Genomic DNA, 16598 nt, shown 5'->3' with positions numbered 1-16598 from the left:
GCATGACTGTGCATCAGGATAAATTGCAAGGCAGGCATGCGCTGATCACCGGTGGTGGCAAAGGAATAGGCCTGGCGATAGCACAAGCCTTGCTCAGCGAAGGTGCGACAGTGACACTGGCAGGTCGCAGTGAAGCGACTCTGCAACGCGCTGTGACCTCCCTGTCTAATGCCAAAGTGCAGTATGTAGTCATGGATGTCAGCGATGTGGAATCAGTGCAGGCAGCTTTTCAACTATCGCAGGGCAGGGATGGTCGCATCGACATCCTTATCAATAATGCAGGGCAAGCCAGTTCCGCTTCTTTCCTGAAAACCGACGCCAAATTGTGGCAAAACATGCTGGATGTGAACCTGAATGGCAGCTTCATTTGCATGCAACAGGCTTTGCCTGCGATGCTGGAAGCGGGCTGGGGACGTATCGTCAATGTGGTCAGTACCGCAGGGCTAAAGGGTTATGCCTATGTCTCTGCCTATTGTGCTGCCAAGCATGGCGTCATAGGTTTGACGCGCGCAGTAGCGCTCGAAGTTGCAGCCAAAGGCGTGACCGTGAATGCGGTTTGCCCCGGCTATACTGAAACCGATATCGTTAAAGAAGCTGTTGCCAATATCGTTGCCAAAACCGGTCGGACAGAAGAACAGGCGAAAGCTGAACTGGCCGCTGGCAATCCACAAAAACGCCTGGTGCAACCGCAAGAAGTCGCAGATGCCGTGTTGTGGCTATGTATGGATGGTGCATCAGCAATGAATGGGCAGTCTATTGCCGTAGCCGGTGGCGAAGTCATGTGATGAAACCTGAAGAGCAGACAAAATTAAGTATGAAAGAAGACAGTAACCCCGTATTCGACATGGAAACCCGTCTGACGCAAGATGACCATCAGTCCTTGCGCCTGTGGTTACGCATGCTGTCTTGCACTGTGATGATAGAAGGTGAAATCCGCAGTCGCTTGCGTAGCGAATTTGGCATCACTTTGCCGCGCTTTGATCTGATGGCGCAACTGGAACGGCATCCCGAAGGTTTGCGCATGGGTGAACTGTCCAAGCGCATGATGGTCACGGGTGGCAATATCACCGGCATTACCGATCAACTGGAACAGGAAAAACTGGTGACCCGTGTCGCCGATCTCAAAGACAGGCGTGCTTACAGCGTCAAGCTGACACCCGCTGGTCGACGTGCCTTCAAACGTATGGCTGCTGTCCATGAAGCATGGATAGCCGATATGTTTTCTGGCTTGCAGGCAGAGCAGAAAAGTAAATTATTTGAATTATTGTCGCAAGTGAAAACTCATTTGCATGAGCCGGGTACTGATAGTGGCCTGGACAACAAACCTTTGCAGGAAGAATCCACATGAAATACCTACCCGGACAACCGCAGGACTTGCCTGGCAATCGCCAGCAACTGGCAAACTATGCGGCTCAGCATTTTACTTATGCCGTCAATGCTGGCGTTGCCACCATTACCCTGAACCGGCCAGAACGCAAAAACCCGCTGACCTTTGATTCTTATGCAGAGTTGCGCGATTTGTTCCGCACTTTGTCGTATGGCGATGATGTCAAGGCCATCGTGATTACCGGCGCGGGAGAGAATTTTTGTTCTGGTGGCGATGTGCATGAAATCATCGGCCCGCTGACCAAACTCGATATGCCGGGCTTGTTGAGCTTTACCCGCATGACGGGTGATCTCGTCAAAGCCATGCGTGCCTGCCCGCAGCCGATTATTGCGGCGATTGATGGCGTCTGCGCTGGCGCTGGTGCCATCCTGGCGCTGGCCTCTGATATTCGCATAGGCACAACACGTAGCAAGACTGCCTTCCTGTTCACCCGCGTTGGTCTGGCAGGTTGCGACATGGGTGCCTGCTCCATTTTGCCACGCATCATAGGGCAGGGGCGTGCTTCGGATTTGTTGTATACCGGACGCTCCATGTCGGGCGAAGAAGCAGAACGCTGGGGTTTCTTTAATCGCCTTGCGGGACCGGAAGATTTGCTGGCAGAAGCGCAGGCCTATGCAAAAAATCTGGCCGAAGGCCCCAATTTTGCGCACGGCATGACCAAGAAAATGCTGCAACAGGAATGGAATATGGGTGTCGATGAAGCCATAGAAGCAGAAGCACAGGCTCAGGCGATCTGCATGATGACTAACGATTTTCATCGTGCCTACCATGCCTTCGTTGCCAAACAAAAGCCGGTTTTTGAAGGGGATTGAACATGACACATATGATGCATGACACCAGCTACCTGGACTGGCCCTTCTTTGATGATAAACACCGTGAGCTGCAACGCACGCTGGATGCCTGGTCTGCAGAAAACCTGCCTGATCACCATGCCGCTGATGTCGATCAGACTTGCCGCGATCTTGTCAAGCAACTGGGCGCCGCTGGCTGGCTCAAAAATGCCATAGGTGGTAGCGCTTATGGCGGCAATGCTGATGTGATCGATACCCGCGCCATTTGCCTGATACGCGAAACCCTGGCCCGTCATTCCGGCCTGGCAGATTTTGCCTTTGCCATGCAGGGCCTGGGATCAGGTGCAATCAGCCTGCATGGGACGGAAGCGCAAAAGCAAAACTATTTGACCAAGGTAGCCAAAGGCGAAGCGATTGCTGCCTTTGCCCTGTCTGAGCCAGAAGCTGGCTCGGATGTCGCAGCCATGCAATGCGCGGCAGAATTTGTCGCTGATGCAAACGGGGGGCACTATGTCTTGAATGGGGAGAAAACCTGGATTTCCAATGGTGGCATTGCTGACTTCTATGTATTGTTTGCCCGCACTGGCGAAGCACCGGGGGCACGTGGCATAACTGCCTTTATCGTCGATGCTGGCTTGCCTGGCTTTGAAATTGCTGAACGTATCGATGTGATAGCCCCGCATCCGCTGGCACGTCTGAAGTTCACTAATTGTCGTATCGCGGTTACGCAGCGTCTGGGTGAGGCAGGGCAGGGTTTCAAGGTAGCGATGGCGACGCTGGATATCTTCCGCACGTCTGTGGCTGGTGCTGCACTTGGCTTTGCCCGCCGCGCCATGGATGAAGCCATGCACAGAGTAACGACACGCAAAATGTTTGGCCAGACCCTGGCTGATTTTCAATTGACACAGGCCAAGCTGGCGCAAATGGCTACTACGATAGACAGCTCAGCCCTGTTGATTTACCGTGCAGCCTGGCAAAGAGACCAAGGGCGGAAGGTCACCAAAGAAGCCGCCATGGCAAAACTGACTGCGACAGAAGGTGCGCAGCAAGTGATAGATGCAGCGGTGCAGATGTTTGGCGGCCTGGGTGTCGTCAGTGAAGTGCCGGTAGAGCGTCTGTATCGTGAAATCCGGTCCCTGCGTATTTATGAAGGGGCGACGGAAGTGCAACAACTGATCATAGGCCGTGAATTGCTCAAAGAGTTTGCCTCAACATGATTTTTGAAGCTGAATTGCCCATACGTTTTGCGCATTGCGACCCGGCGGGTATCGTGTTTTATCCGCGCTATTTTGAGATGATGAATGGCGTGGTGGAAGACTGGTGCGCGCAAGGACTGGGCTGCAGTTTCCATGAAATGCATATGGTACGTGGCACAGGTTTGCCAACGGTACACCTGGAAACAGATTTCATCAGGCCAGCACAGCTTGGCGAAACTTTACTGGCCGAATTGACTGTGCTGAAGCTGGGTAATACCTCGGTAGAGATACAAGTATGCTTTTGTGGCCAGCAGCACGATGTGCGCCTGAAAGCCCGCCTGGTTCTGGTCATGATGGATCTGAGCTTGCGTGAGGCGATGGTGATACCGGATGAATTGCGTGCTGCCATGTTGCATTATTGTGCAGCCAAAGATGAAAAGCTTGCGTCTGCTTAAGCAGAAAAACTAAGCAAACAAACCTCGTTTGAGATATAAATAACAGACTTTTTGTGTTGAAAGACATGAAAAGTCATAGTCGAAAGGATGGATGATGGATATTTTGCAACCTCAGGGTTGGGCCAAGCCTCGTGGCTATTCGAATGGTGTTGTTGCCCGTGGTCGCACAGTGTGTGTCAGTGGTATGGTGGGCTGGGATGCGCAATGCGTGTTTCATTCTGATGACTTTGCCACCCAGGTCAGGCAGGCTTTACAGAATATTGTTGAGGTGCTGGCCGAGGCAGATGCCGACCCCGAACACATAGTCCGCATGACCTGGTATGTGTTGGATAAAAAAGAATATGTCGGTGCCTACAAGGAAGTAGGAGAAGCGTACCGCGATATCATAGGTCGTCATTTTCCGGCCATGACCGCGGTACAGGTAGCCGCCCTGATCGAAGACAGGGCGAAGGTTGAGATAGAAGTCACCGCCATCGTGCCGGAGTGAATATGAAAACAAGCATAGGTGTAGTTGGTATCGTCGGTGCAGGTGCGATGGGACGTGGTATTGCCCAGATCGCAGCCCAGGCTGGCTTTGCCGTTCTTTTGTTCGACGTGCAGCCAGATGCTGCCCGTAAAGCCAGCCAGTTGATTGCTGATCAATGGCAAAAAATGCTGAACAAGGAAAAACTCACCGAAGAAGAATACCAGGATGCACTGGAAAACCTGCAAGTCGTGGACGGTATGCAGGAACTGGCTGATTGCGATCTGGTCGTGGAAGCCATAGTCGAAAAGCTCGACGCCAAGCGTGGCCTGTTCCAGCAACTGGACGGCATCGTCAGCGATGTCTGCATACTGGCGACAAATACGTCGTCGCTATCTGTAACCGCGATTGCGGCTGGCAGCAAAATACCGGAGCGCGTGGCCGGGCTGCATTTCTTCAATCCTGTACCGCTGATGAAAGTAGTGGAGGTTATTGATGGCTTGCTGACCAGTGCTGATGTTGCTGCGCAGTTGATGGCATTTGCCAGTCGCACCGGGCATTTACCAGTGCGTGCCAAGGATACGCCGGGCTTTATCGTCAATCACGCAGGTCGTGCTTATGGCACTGAAGCCCTGCGCATATTGCAGGAAAATGTCGCTACTTTCCGTCAGATCGACCAGATCATGCGCGAAACTGCCGGCTTCAAGCTGGGGCCGTTTGAATTGCTGGACCTGACTGGGCTGGATGTATCGCATCCGGTGATGGAAGCAATTTATCACCAGTATTATGAAGAGCCACGCTATCGCCCCAGTGTCATCACCGCACAGCGCGTACACGCAGGGGTGCTGGGACGAAAAACCGGGCGTGGATTTTATTCCTATAGCGGGCAGGACGACGTGCCGGCCCCGGCAGAAAATTATCCAGCCTGGACTGATGCAGTCTGGATCAGTCAGGCCAATCCGGATGCAATTCCTGCATTGATTGCGCTGTTTGAACGTTGCGGCGCAAGTATTGAAACAGGTGCGCATCCTTCGGACACGGCCTTGTGCATCGTCAGCCCATATGGCGCAGATGTCAGTAGCAGTGTCGCCAGTGAAGGTCTGGATGCCCGCCGCACCTTGGGTATTGATGCCTTGCTGGCCTGTGAAGGACACCTGACCCTGATGACCAACCCGGCTACCGATGCGCTCATTGCTGCACGTTGCCAGTCATTGCTGTTGCGTAGCGGCCAGGGTGTCAGCCTGATACAGGATAGCAGTGGTTTTGTCGTGCAGCGCATGCTGGCTTGCATCATCAATATTGCCAGCGATATCGTGCAGCAGGGGATATGTACGCCGCAGGATCTGGACAGGGCCGTCACTTTGGGGCTGGCTTATCCGGTCGGGCCGCTGGCCTGGGGTGATAAACTGGGCGCTTCGCGTATACTAAGCGTTTTGCGCAATCTGTTGAGCAGTACAGGCGATCCGCGCTACCGCCCCAGCCCATGGCTGGTGCGCCGTGCGCAGTTGGGTTTGTCGCTGTTGCATACAGAAAAACACACAGCAAATTAATATCAGCATGCATGTCTGATACCCGCCAATATAGCCAACATAGTGGGCAGGGGGGGCGTGATGGCAGGTAAATAAAGTAATTCATACAATCAGGAGAAACAGATGGCCAAGGCTGTATTTAGTTGGGAAGATCCCTTGTTATTGTCTTCACAGTTAAGCGATGAAGAACGCATGGTGCAGGATGCCGCACGCGTTTATTGTGAAGAAAAGCTGACGCCGCGCGTACTGGAAGCTTTCCGTCATGAGAAAACAGATCCCGCCATTTTTCGCGAAATGGGTGAGCTGGGCCTTTTGGGTTCCATGATCCCCACACAATATGGTGGCGCTGGTCTGAACTATGTCTGCTACGGCCTGGTGGCACGTGAAGTGGAACGTGTGGATTCCGGTTATCGTTCCATGATGAGCGTGCAAAGCTCCCTGGTCATGGTGCCTATTAACGAATTCGGCAGCGAAGCACAAAAACAGAAATACCTGCCCAAGCTGGCAACGGGTGAATGGATAGGCTGCTTTGGCCTGACTGAACCTAACCACGGTTCTGACCCTGGCAGCATGGTGACCCGTGCCAGGACTGTGCCGGGTGGTTATTCCCTGAGCGGTGCCAAGATGTGGATTACCAATAGTCCTATCGCTGATGTCTTCGTGGTCTGGGCAAAAACAGATGATGGCCGTATCCGTGGCTTTATCCTGGAAAAAGGCTGGAAAGGCCTGACGGCACCGGCGATACATGGCAAGGTCGGCTTGCGTGCTTCCATTACCGGTGAAATCGTCATGGATGAAGTTTTCGTACCTGAAGAAAACCTGATGCCAAACGTGGAAGGTTTGAAAGGCCCGTTCACCTGTCTGAATTCTGCCCGTTACGGTATCGCCTGGGGTGCTTTGGGTGCGGCAGAATTCTGCTGGCATACCGCACGTCAGTACACCATGGACCGCCTGCAATTTGGACGCCCGCTGGCAGCCAATCAACTGGTACAGAAAAAACTGGCTGACATGCAGACTGAAATCACGCTGGCCCTGCAAGGTTGCCTGCGCCTGGGGCGCATGAAGGATGAAGGCACGGCTGCGGTGGAAATCACGTCCATCATGAAGCGTAATTCCTGCGGTAAATCACTGGACATCGCCCGTACCGCGCGCGATATGCTGGGCGGTAACGGTATCTCTGATGAATTCGGCATCGCCCGTCATCTGGTGAACCTGGAAGTGGTCAATACCTATGAAGGTACGCATGATATCCACGCCCTGATACTGGGTCGTGCCCAGACAGGGATTGCTGCTTTCTAGATTGGCCCATTCATCCTGTGGGTGATATGGTTTACATGGCTGGCATGCCTTCTGAAATGCCAGCCATGTTCCTGCTGATGGATGGAGACGGGTACTACATCAAAAAAGACTGCGTAATAATGCGTGCTTGCAAAGCGCCATCAATACTCGCAGACAGGCTGCCGTAAATCCTTCCGTTGCCTGCATCGGTGCGACTATGCAGGAAAGCCTCTGCAACATCGGTTTTTGCATGTTCACACATGAGAAAAGCCTGGGCTGTCAGTACCAGTTTCTGCGCAATGCGGCGAGCGCTCATCTCTTTCAATTCTGCGGGTAACTGTAAATCGACCTGCAAGTCCTGTGTCATCTGCCGTACTTCCTGTGCTGGTGAGGCTGCCCATTGTTGCAGCAGCATTTGCGCGCCCAATGGGTCGCGCTCCATGGCGCGCAGTACGTCGAGGCACATCACATTGCCTGAACCTTCCCAGATGGAATTGACCGGTGCCTCGCGATACAGACGGGCCATGGGGCCGCTTTCCACGTAGCCATTGCCGCCCCAGACTTCCATGCATTCACCGGTAAATTCCAGTGCGCGTTTGCAGACCCAGAATTTGGCAGCAGGCGTTACTATGCGCCGCCAGGCGCGTTGCAGCGGGTCGTCAGCATTGTCCAGCGTTGCTGCCAGGTGCAACATCAGACGGGTGGCGGCTTCACTTTCCAGCGCCATATCGGCCAGTACATTGCGCATCAGTGTCTGTTCGACCAGTTTCTTGCCAAAGGCATGGCGATGGCGTGCATGATGTATGGCCTGCACCAGAGCCTGGCGCATCAGCGCGGCACTGCCTATTACGCAATCAAGACGGGTCAGGTTCGCCATTTCTATGATGGTGGGGATGCCTCGGCCTTCATTGCCGACCATGACGCCGTAGGCATCCTGAAATTCAACTTCGCTGCTGGAATTGGATTTATTGCCCAGTTTATCCTTTAATCTTTGCACGATGACGGCATTCTTGCTGCCATCTGGCCTCCAGCGTGGTACAAAAAAGCAGGACAAGCCAGCTTCGGTACCTGCCAGCACCAGATGGGCATCGCACATGGGAGCAGAAAAGAACCATTTGTGACCAGTAATGACATATTCGCCGCCACGGCCGCCAGCACCGCTTGCGCTTGCCTTGCTGGTATTGGTGCGTACGTCCGAGCCCCCCTGTTTTTCTGTCATGCCCATGCCTATCAGCATGGATGTCTTGTCGGCAAGCGGCAAATCACGGGCATCATGTTCATTCGAGTACAACTTGTCTTTCAGATCAGTGAACAGACGTGCTTCATTTTGCAGTACGGGTATGGACGCAAAGGTCATGGTGGTTGGGCATAGCGAGCCGGATTCCACCTGCGCCTGCATAAAATAACCGGCGGCTCTGGCAACATGGGCCCCTGGGCGAGGCGTGTGCCAGGGGTTGGCATGCAGACCCTGTTTGCGCAACAAGCCCAGCAACTGGTGCCAGCTTGGGTGGAAATCAACGCGGTCTATGCGTTTGCCATGGCGGTCATGCGTATGCAGTTCTGGCAGGTGGGTATTTGCCAGCGCGCCCAGTTCCAGTACTTCACGGCTACCCAGCTCTTGCCCGGCTTCCAGCAGCGCAGCTTGATTCCAGTCGGCCTGATAATGACAACTGCCTGTCATTAGAACCTCATCACTAGAGAAAATATTGTAGTCTTGCAGGTCTGGAGCCTGGTTGCTGATTTCATGGGTTTGCCATTGCATGGTCGCCTCGTTCCGCAATTGAATTTACTTATAGTTTAGCGTGATGCTTGCGTTCAGATGTTCGCCTTTCCCAACATGCCGCCTGGCGGTAGATAAAAACAGATGACAGAGACTGCCAGCCCATTGAAATTAAGGCGCAAGCCGGTTCAGCAACGGTCAAGAATGACGCAATTGGCGATTCTGGATGCCTTTGTTCGGCTTTTGGTTGAAAAAAGCTATGCTGACCTGACCATGCGCGATATCGCCCTGGTGGCAGGGGTAGGGCTGGGTACGTTGTATGAATATTTCCCCGGGAAAAAATCCATAGCAGCACATTGCATCCATGAACGCTTCAAAAGCATAGGTACGCAAATGCGCTTGTGGATAGATTCACAACGCGGCCAGAGTTTGCCGGACCTGGTGCAGTTCATGATAGAAAAAATCATACAACTGCATGCAGAAAAAACCGATGAGTGGTCAGCCCTGATTTTTCTGGAGCGGCAAATATCCGACATCCAGGCTTACAGCGTCTTGTATGGTCAGGTCGTGGCGATCTGGGAGCAGGCTTTTGCTGCCAGTAGTGACCGCGCCAGATATGTGAGGGTCAGTCCGGAAGTGGTGCATGCAGCCATTTACGGTGTGCTGTATCAGACCCTGATGTTGTCCCCGCAAAGCCTGCAGGATGCTGATTTTCGCCTGCATATGAAAAACTTGGTGCTTGGATATCTGCAAATCAGTGGTCAGTCAGCCTGAATAAGGTAAAATCGCAAGATGTCCTATCAAGTCCTCGCCCGAAAATATCGCCCAAAGAGCTTTGAAACGCTGGTTGGGCAGGAGCACGTGGTTCGTGCCTTATCTCATGCGCTTGAGCAGCAGCGGCTGCATCACGCCTATTTATTCACAGGTACACGCGGTGTCGGCAAAACGACCTTGTCGCGCATACTGGCCAAATCCTTTAACTGCGAGACGGGTATTACTGCCCATCCTTGCGGTGTCTGCGAGGCCTGTACGGCAATTGATGCCGGTCGCTTTGTTGACTATATAGAAATGGATGCCGCGTCCAATCGCGGTGTTGATGAAATGGCCTCGCTGCTGGAACAGGCCATTTATGCCCCGTCGAATGCACGTTTTAAAGTGTATATGATCGACGAGGTGCACATGCTGACCAACCATGCTTTCAACGCCATGTTGAAGACGCTGGAAGAACCGCCTGAACACGTCAAATTCATACTGGCAACAACAGATCCGCAAAAAATCCCGGTCACGGTCCTGTCGCGTTGCCTGCAGTTCAATCTCAAGCAAATGCCACCTGGCCATATAGTGGGTCATCTGGACAATATTCTGGGGCAGGAGCAGATCGAATTTGAATTGCCTGCCTTGCGCCTGCTGGCTCAAGGCGCCCATGGTTCCATGCGTGATGCCCTGTCACTGACGGATCAGGCAATTGCCTATGCTGCCGGCAAGGTGACTCTGGATGCCGTCCAGGGCATGCTGGGCGCGCTGGATCAATCGTATCTGATTCGTCTGCTTGATGGCCTCGTCGCGCAAGATGGCAAGGCCTTGCTGGATGTGGCAGATGAAATGGCTGCCCGCAGCCTGTCTTACAAAGCCGCACTGCAAGACCTTGGTAGCTTGCTGCACCAGATTGCCATTGCGCAACTGGTACCTGCAGCGGTAGCCGATGATATTCCTGAGCGTGAGCAAGTCTTGCGTCTGGCACAGTGTTTTGCCAAAGAAGAAATTCAGTTGTTTTACCAGATTGCCGTACATGGCCGCAATGAGCTGGCACTGGCACCGGATGAATATGCCGGTTTCAGCATGACCTTGTTGCGCATGCTGGCATTCAAGCCGACAACGGGTGAACAGGATGCGATTCCACCAGCAGGTGGCAGGCCGTCTGCCCCACAGGCATTGCCATCGAATGCCGGGGCAGGTCGCGCTGTTCTTGCAGGCGGGTCAGCTCCTGTCGGCATGACGGCAACACCGGCACCGGCGGCACCAACAGTATCAGCCGCACCAGCAGCGACATCGATTGCAGGCAGGACACCTGTTGCCACGCCACAGGCCGCAGCAGCCAGTGTGCCAGCAGTGCAGACAGCAACACCGGTAGCAGCTACCCCGGCAGCACCAGCCACTGGCGTACGTCAAAGTCCGGTACTGGCGGCACTGGCAGCAGCCCGCGCGGCCAGCGGTAAACAGGCGACGCCAGGTGCCAGACCTGCACCTGCACCCACAATCGTTGCTGATAAGGCTCCCGCACCGGCTCCGGTCGCAAAACCAATCCCGGCACCAGTCATGCCTGCCGCCGTAGTTGCACCGCCACCAGCACCAGCCATGCCAGTGCCTGATGTCGTAGCGGCAGCGGTATCGGCAACACCTGCGCCAGCTCAGCCAGCTTCACCCATAGCCAGAACACCGGTATCCGCACCAGCCCCCATGATCGCCGAGCAGGATGCACAATCTGCAGGCATGGACGACATGCCGCCGCCCTGGGATGAAGAAATGTTCTTTGAGTCGGCACCGGCCAAGCCCATGGATGCAGGTAGGGGCGCAGGCAGTGCTGCGTCGCGGTCTGCCATGCCTGCCGCCAGACAAGAAGATGAAGGCATGCTGGCCGTCAGTAGCAATAATGGAAATGGCAGTAGCAGCATAAGCAGCAGGCAGGATGATGTCAGACCGGCAGAGAAAGCAAAACCGGAAATCGCTGCGACCAAACCTGAAGCGCTCGGTGCTATCGTGGCAGACCGGCAGATTTCCAACCTGCCTGTGCCAGAATTGAACTGGGATGGTTTCTGGCCAAATCTGGCGGCCAGCCTGCCCATGCGCGGCGTAGCGCAGCAGTTGGCGCAGCAAAGTGAACTGGTCAGTTGCAGGCAGGATGGCAACGCCCATGTGTTCCGCCTGCGGGTTCCATTGCCGACCTTGTTGTCGTCAGGTAGCCTGGACAAGCTTACTGCTGCCCTGACAGAGCGGTTTGAAAAAAATATCCGCGTTGAAACGGAAATCGGTGCAGTTGAACAAACTGCCAATGCCCAGGCTGTGGCTGAACGCGAAGTGCGTCAGCAACAGGCCGAAGCTTCCATACAAGGCGACTCTTTCGTGCAGACATTGATGCGCGAATTTGGTGCCACCATCGTCACAGGTAGCGTCAGGCCGGTTTAATCCGGTTTCATGCAGCGAACAGCTTATCTGGACACTTATTTGATACTTATTTAACTACAATATCTTCGGAGAAATTCTTATGATGAAAAATCAACTTGCCGGTTTGATGAAACAAGCCCAGGCCATGCAGGACAACATGAAAAAAGCCCAGGATCAGCTGGGTCTGGTGGAAGTGGAAGGCCAGGCTGGTGCGGGTCTGGTGAAGGTTGTCATGACCTGCAAAAACGATGTCAAGCGTGTCACGATAGACCCGTCACTGCTGGGCGATGACAAGGACATGCTGGAAGATCTGGTCGCTGCTGCCTTTAATGATGCCGTGCGCAAGGCAGAAGCAACATCGCAAGAAAAAATGTCTGCGCTGACCGCTGGCATGCCTTTGCCACCTGGCTTCAAAATGCCGTTCTGAGTGTGAAGAAAATCGGTAGTCTGGATGCCTTGTCTGAGGCTTTGCGCCGTTTGCCCGGCGTAGGGCCAAAGTCTGCCCAGCGCATGGCTTACCACTTGCTGCAGCATGACCGCGAAGGTGCGGCCGTGCTTGGGCAGGCGCTGACGCATGCAGTGGAACGCATACAGCATTGCGCATCCTGCAATACCTTCACAGAAAGTGAAGTCTGTGAAACCTGCCTGGATACAGTGCGCGATGCCAGCATGCTGTGCGTGGTCGAAACGCCATCTGATCAGATGATGATAGAGCAGACACTGACTTACAAGGGCCTGTATTTTGTCCTGATGGGGCGCCTGTCGCCGCTGGATGGCATAGGGCCGAAAGACATACACCTGGAAAAGCTGATTGCCCGGGCAACTGACGGTGTCGTCAGGGAAGTCGTGCTGGCCACCAATTTCACCAATGAAGGTGAGGCGACAGCCCACTACATCAGTGAAAATCTCAAGGCCCGTGGTTTGCAGGTCAGTCGCCTGGCGCGTGGCGTACCAGTCGGCGGCGAGCTCGAATATGTCGATGCGGGCACTATCGCGCGTGCCATGCTGGATCGTCGGACAACCTGACGGTAGCTGCCATGTTCCTGATCTCCACTGAGCAAAAGAAGCAGTTACGGCAGCAATGGCTGGACCTGATCCAGAGCCTGGCCGGTAGCCCTGGTCAGGCTGAAAAAGCCTGGGGCTTGCTGGACAAGCATTATTCCGAACCCCATCGCAGTTACCATAATTTTTCTCATATCCAGGCTTTGCTGCAGCATGCAGACAAGATGAAGGCAGAGATACGTGATTTTGCCGTTGTTGCGCTGGCGATCTGGTTTCATGACATTATCTACGATACCCGTGCCAGCAATAATGAACTCAAGAGCGCTGAGCTGACCGGTGAAATATTAAGTCGTCTTGAAATTGATGTGCTTGTCATACCTAAAGTGCAGCAATGTATTCTGGCAACGGCCAGGCATGAAGTGCCACAGTTTAAAAACCAGGCGCATGATCTGCCACTTTTTCTCGATCTTGATATCGCCATACTTGGCGCTACACCGGATATCTACCAGCAATACAGCCAGGCCATACGCCATGAATATCGCTGGGTGATGGCACCTATGTACCGGACTGGCCGGGTCAAGGTACTGAAACGTTTTGCCGAACGTGAAAAACTGTTCTTTACTGCCACCATGGCAAGTCGTTTTGATGCACAGGCGCGTGCCAATCTGCTCTGGGAAACCAAGAAACTCACCTTTTTTTAAGGGATGTCAAGAGATGAACTTGCAATCATGAAACCACAGGCAAATACACATGGCCCCCTGGCGGGGATCAAGGTTCTGGAGCTGGGCACACTGATTGCCGGGCCCTTTTGTTCACGCATGCTGGCTGAATTCGGGGCTGAAGTGATCAAGGTGGAAGCACCGGATGGTGGTGATCCCCTGCGTCAGTGGCGCGTCCTGAAAGACGGAACCTCGCTGTGGTGGAGCGTGCAGGCAAGGAATAAAAAGAGCATCACCCTCAACATGAAGCAGCCAGAGGCGCGTGAAATCGCTAGAAAACTGGCGCTCGAAGCTGACATCATCATCGAAAATTACCGTCCCGGTGTGCTGGAGAAATGGGAGCTGGGTTACGAGGATTTGAAGGCCATCAATCCGGCCACCATCATGGTGCGCCTATCCGGTTATGGACAAACCGGCCCGATGAAGGATTTGCCAGGTTTCGGTGCTATTGGTGAATCGATGGGTGGCTTGCGCTATGTGTCCGGTCATGCAGACCGGCCACCGGTGCGGGTTGGTATTTCCATCGGTGATTCGGTTGCTGCGCTGCATGGTGTGATTGGTGCCATGATGGCATTGCGTCATCGCGATGTCAGTGGTGGTCGCTGGAATGGCAAGCAGGGTGATGACTGTGTGGCGGGCCAGGGGCAGATGGTCGACGTTGCCCTGTATGAATCCGTATTCAACCTGATGGAATCTTTGGTGCCGGAATTTGATCATGCCGGTGTCGTACGCGAACGTACTGGCGGTGCCTTGCCAGGTATCGTGCCATCGAATACCTATACCACGGCAGAAGGTGAAAATATTGTCATTGCAGGCAATGGCGATGCTATTTTCCACCGGCTTATGAAAGCCATAGACCGGCACGATCTTGCGAATGACCCAGGCCTGGTGCGCAATGATGGGCGGGTGCCGCGTACGGCAGAAATCGATACTGCAATTCAGGACTGGTGTTCGGAGCGTGATATAGATGCTGCCTTGCAGATACTCAAGGCGGCAGATGTACCGGTAGGGAAGATATATTCTGTACGCGACATGATGAGTGATCCACAGTTTCTGGCGCGGCAGATGTTTGAACAACATGCATTTGAAGATGGCACACCCGTCAAGGTGCCAGCCATTACACCAAAAATGTCGGCTACACCAGGCCAGACGCAATGGCTGGGCCCACGCCTGGGGCAGCATAATCAGGAAATCTTGCGTAGCCTGGGTTACAGTGATGCTGATATCGCCAGCATGAGCGCCAATAAAATCATAGGATGAGGAAGACAATGAACCGCCAGAACCTGAAACAATTCCTGATTGCCCTGGCCCTGTTTTTACTCGGCTACTTTACCTTTAATCATTGATTCAAAAGCACTGCTGGCAGACAAACTTGCTACAGGGTTTTCAGATAATCCCTGATCCCTGCAAGCAGCATTTCTACCGACATCGCCGTCAGTATCAAGCCCATCAGGCGTTCAAACGCCGTCATGGCACGCACACCCAGTACTCTTTGCATGCGTTCGGCGCTCAGCAAGACGATCAGCCACACAACCGCAACCGCAGTCAGCGCGGCCAGATGCACCATCATGTCTTGCTTGCTGTCGGATGAAAACAGCAGCACGGTTGCCAATGCTGAAGGTCCGGCCAGGGCAGGGATGGCCAGCGGGACGATAAAGGGTTCATGCCCATCTTCGACATCACCGAAAATCCCGCCTTCCTGCGGGAATACCATGCGCAAGGCGATCAGGAACAAAATCACGCCACCACCTATGCGCAATGACACTTCTGTCAGTTGCAGCGCGGTCAGGAAATGTTTGCCAAAAAACATGAACAACAACAGCAGGGCAAAGGCAATTGCGCATTCCCGTACCACAACCCGCCAGCGTCTTTCTGGCGCGACATGCGACAAGGCACTGACAAAAATCGGGACATTGCCAAACGGGTCAGTCACCAGTACCAGTAAAATCAGTGATTGGAAAAAATCTTGTGTCATGCGGGCCTTGTTGTGAGGCAAAAATAAATCAGGAAACTCGGTTTAAGTAGTGGTACCAGTTTTGAACTGGTGACCGATGAAATCTAGTCGGTGAAAGATCGTGGATGAAAGACGGCCGAACCAGGCACTAAATCAGTGCCAGCGTGGCTTTGACTGCGGCTTCAATGCCGGTGGCAGCGTCTGCAATATTCTCTGCCAGCATATAGGCTGGTGTGCTGACCAGTTTTCTATCTTTGTCGATGACAAATTCCTTGACCGGGCAACTGATATGCTGCCCGCCCATGGCCGTGATGGCGGCTGCAGTTGCTTCGTCTGTACCTATGGTGACGGCGGTTCCGCTACCATATACATGCGGGATCATGGCGGGAGCTATGCAGATATAACAGGCCGGTTTGCCTGCTGCGGCGACGGCTTTGGCAAAACGCAATACGTCTGCCTGTATCTGGCAATCAGCCCCCTTGATGGCAAAGTCAGACAGGTTTTTGGCTGCACCAAAACCACCGGGAAAGAACACTGCTGCATAATCGCCCACGTTGGCTTGTGCTATGTCCTTGATTTTACCGCGGGCTATGCGCGCAGATTCAACCAGTACGTTACGGCTTTCGCCAGATGCGACCTCGCCGGTGAGATGATTGACGACATGCAACTGTGGAATATCCGGTGCCAGAAATTCTGGCTCAGCGCCTGCCCTGACCAGGGCCAGCATGGTCAGCACGCTTTCGTGAATTTCAGCGCCATCGTAAACACCACAACCTGACAATATGACGGCAACTTTCATGATGAGCTTTCCTGAGGATGATTAGGATGACTAAAGGCTGAAGCATAATTTTCCTGCCGAAGCCTGCCGCATGTCAACAAAACCCGGCCTGACGTGGAAAATAGAGTATCTGTACCAATGGTTTTCGGTGCATTTATATTACT

General features: G+C 53.7%; 17 protein-coding genes. 14 read left to right on the top strand and 3 right to left on the bottom strand.

Annotated elements, in window-relative coordinates; translation table 11 throughout:
* Positions 1–2 precede the first annotated feature (2 nt).
* From H8L32_RS08085 to H8L32_RS08050, 8 genes are all read left to right on the top strand, one after another.
* The gene (locus tag H8L32_RS08085) at positions 3–785 is read left to right on the top strand and encodes an SDR family NAD(P)-dependent oxidoreductase (protein ID WP_408058832.1); all 783 of its coding nucleotides are present in this window, start codon (positions 3–5) and stop codon (positions 783–785) included.
* Positions 786–814: 29 nt separating this feature from the next.
* Positions 815–1348, top strand: a complete 534-nt coding sequence (locus tag H8L32_RS08080; RefSeq protein ID WP_186946641.1) for a MarR family winged helix-turn-helix transcriptional regulator — start codon at positions 815–817, stop codon at positions 1346–1348.
* Positions 1345–2199, top strand: coding sequence for an enoyl-CoA hydratase family protein (locus H8L32_RS08075; RefSeq protein ID WP_186946640.1), 855 nt, complete (start codon positions 1345–1347; stop codon positions 2197–2199). The genes H8L32_RS08080 and H8L32_RS08075 overlap by 4 nt, the downstream gene beginning before the upstream one ends.
* Positions 2200–2213: 14 nt before the next feature.
* Positions 2214–3395 (top strand): acyl-CoA dehydrogenase family protein, encoded by a 1182-nt coding sequence (locus tag H8L32_RS08070; protein ID WP_186946804.1) that lies wholly within the window; start codon positions 2214–2216, stop codon positions 3393–3395.
* Positions 3392–3829, top strand: a complete 438-nt coding sequence (locus H8L32_RS08065) for an acyl-CoA thioesterase (RefSeq protein WP_186946639.1) — start codon at positions 3392–3394, stop codon at positions 3827–3829. Before H8L32_RS08070 ends, H8L32_RS08065 begins: the two co-directional genes overlap by 4 nt.
* A gap of 94 nt (positions 3830–3923) precedes the next feature.
* A complete protein-coding gene (locus H8L32_RS08060) occupies positions 3924–4316 on the top strand; it encodes a RidA family protein (protein ID WP_186946638.1) in 393 nt (130 codons plus the stop codon).
* 2 nt (positions 4317–4318) lie between these two features.
* Positions 4319–5842 (top strand): 3-hydroxyacyl-CoA dehydrogenase, encoded by a 1524-nt coding sequence (locus H8L32_RS08055; protein WP_186946637.1) that lies wholly within the window; start codon positions 4319–4321, stop codon positions 5840–5842.
* Between the two features lie 102 nt (positions 5843–5944).
* Positions 5945–7120 carry an acyl-CoA dehydrogenase gene (locus H8L32_RS08050; RefSeq protein ID WP_186946636.1) on the top strand — a complete coding sequence of 392 codons (1176 nt, stop codon included), beginning with the start codon at positions 5945–5947 and terminating at the stop codon, positions 7118–7120.
* Between the two features lie 94 nt (positions 7121–7214).
* Here the strand turns inward: H8L32_RS08050 and H8L32_RS08045 are convergent, their stop codons facing one another.
* Entirely contained in the window at positions 7215–8861 is a 1647-nt protein-coding gene (locus H8L32_RS08045) for an isovaleryl-CoA dehydrogenase (protein WP_186946635.1), read from the bottom strand.
* Between the two features lie 102 nt (positions 8862–8963).
* On the opposite strand from H8L32_RS08045, the gene H8L32_RS08040 reads away from it, so the two are divergent.
* The 6 genes from H8L32_RS08040 (at position 8964) to H8L32_RS08015 (ending at position 14962) form a co-directional block, all read left to right on the top strand.
* Positions 8964–9593 carry a TetR/AcrR family transcriptional regulator gene (locus tag H8L32_RS08040; RefSeq protein ID WP_186946634.1) on the top strand — a complete coding sequence of 210 codons (630 nt, stop codon included), beginning with the start codon at positions 8964–8966 and terminating at the stop codon, positions 9591–9593.
* An 18-nt stretch (positions 9594–9611) separates the two neighbouring features.
* Positions 9612–12002 (top strand): DNA polymerase III subunit gamma/tau, encoded by a 2391-nt coding sequence (locus H8L32_RS08035; protein WP_186946633.1) that lies wholly within the window; start codon positions 9612–9614, stop codon positions 12000–12002.
* A 79-nt stretch (positions 12003–12081) separates the two neighbouring features.
* On the top strand, positions 12082–12408 hold the full coding sequence (locus tag H8L32_RS08030) for a YbaB/EbfC family nucleoid-associated protein (RefSeq protein WP_110253135.1): 327 nt from the start codon (positions 12082–12084) through the stop codon (positions 12406–12408).
* 2 nt (positions 12409–12410) lie between these two features.
* Positions 12411–13007, top strand: coding sequence for a recombination mediator RecR (gene recR, locus H8L32_RS08025; protein WP_186946632.1), 597 nt, complete (start codon positions 12411–12413; stop codon positions 13005–13007).
* A gap of 11 nt (positions 13008–13018) precedes the next feature.
* Positions 13019–13684, top strand: a complete 666-nt coding sequence (locus H8L32_RS08020; RefSeq protein ID WP_186946631.1) for an HD domain-containing protein — start codon at positions 13019–13021, stop codon at positions 13682–13684.
* A 27-nt stretch (positions 13685–13711) separates the two neighbouring features.
* Positions 13712–14962, top strand: coding sequence for a CaiB/BaiF CoA transferase family protein (locus H8L32_RS08015; protein ID WP_186946630.1), 1251 nt, complete (start codon positions 13712–13714; stop codon positions 14960–14962).
* Between the two features lie 115 nt (positions 14963–15077).
* Here the strand turns inward: H8L32_RS08015 and H8L32_RS08010 are convergent, their stop codons facing one another.
* Both H8L32_RS08010 and elbB read right to left on the bottom strand, forming a co-directional pair.
* The gene (locus H8L32_RS08010) at positions 15078–15677 is read right to left on the bottom strand and encodes a MarC family protein (protein WP_186946629.1); all 600 of its coding nucleotides are present in this window, start codon (positions 15675–15677) and stop codon (positions 15078–15080) included.
* A gap of 127 nt (positions 15678–15804) precedes the next feature.
* Complete coding sequence (gene elbB / locus H8L32_RS08005; RefSeq protein ID WP_222619280.1) at positions 15805–16455, bottom strand: isoprenoid biosynthesis glyoxalase ElbB; 651 nt, start codon at positions 16453–16455, stop codon at positions 15805–15807.
* Between the last annotated feature and the right edge of the window lie 143 nt (positions 16456–16598).

This window comes from Undibacterium hunanense (genome assembly GCF_014284335.1).
Classification (GTDB): Bacteria; Pseudomonadota; Gammaproteobacteria; order Burkholderiales; family Burkholderiaceae_D; genus Undibacterium; species Undibacterium hunanense.
Note: the sequence above shows the minus strand (reverse complement) of the source record. Positions and strands in the feature narration are given on the sequence as shown.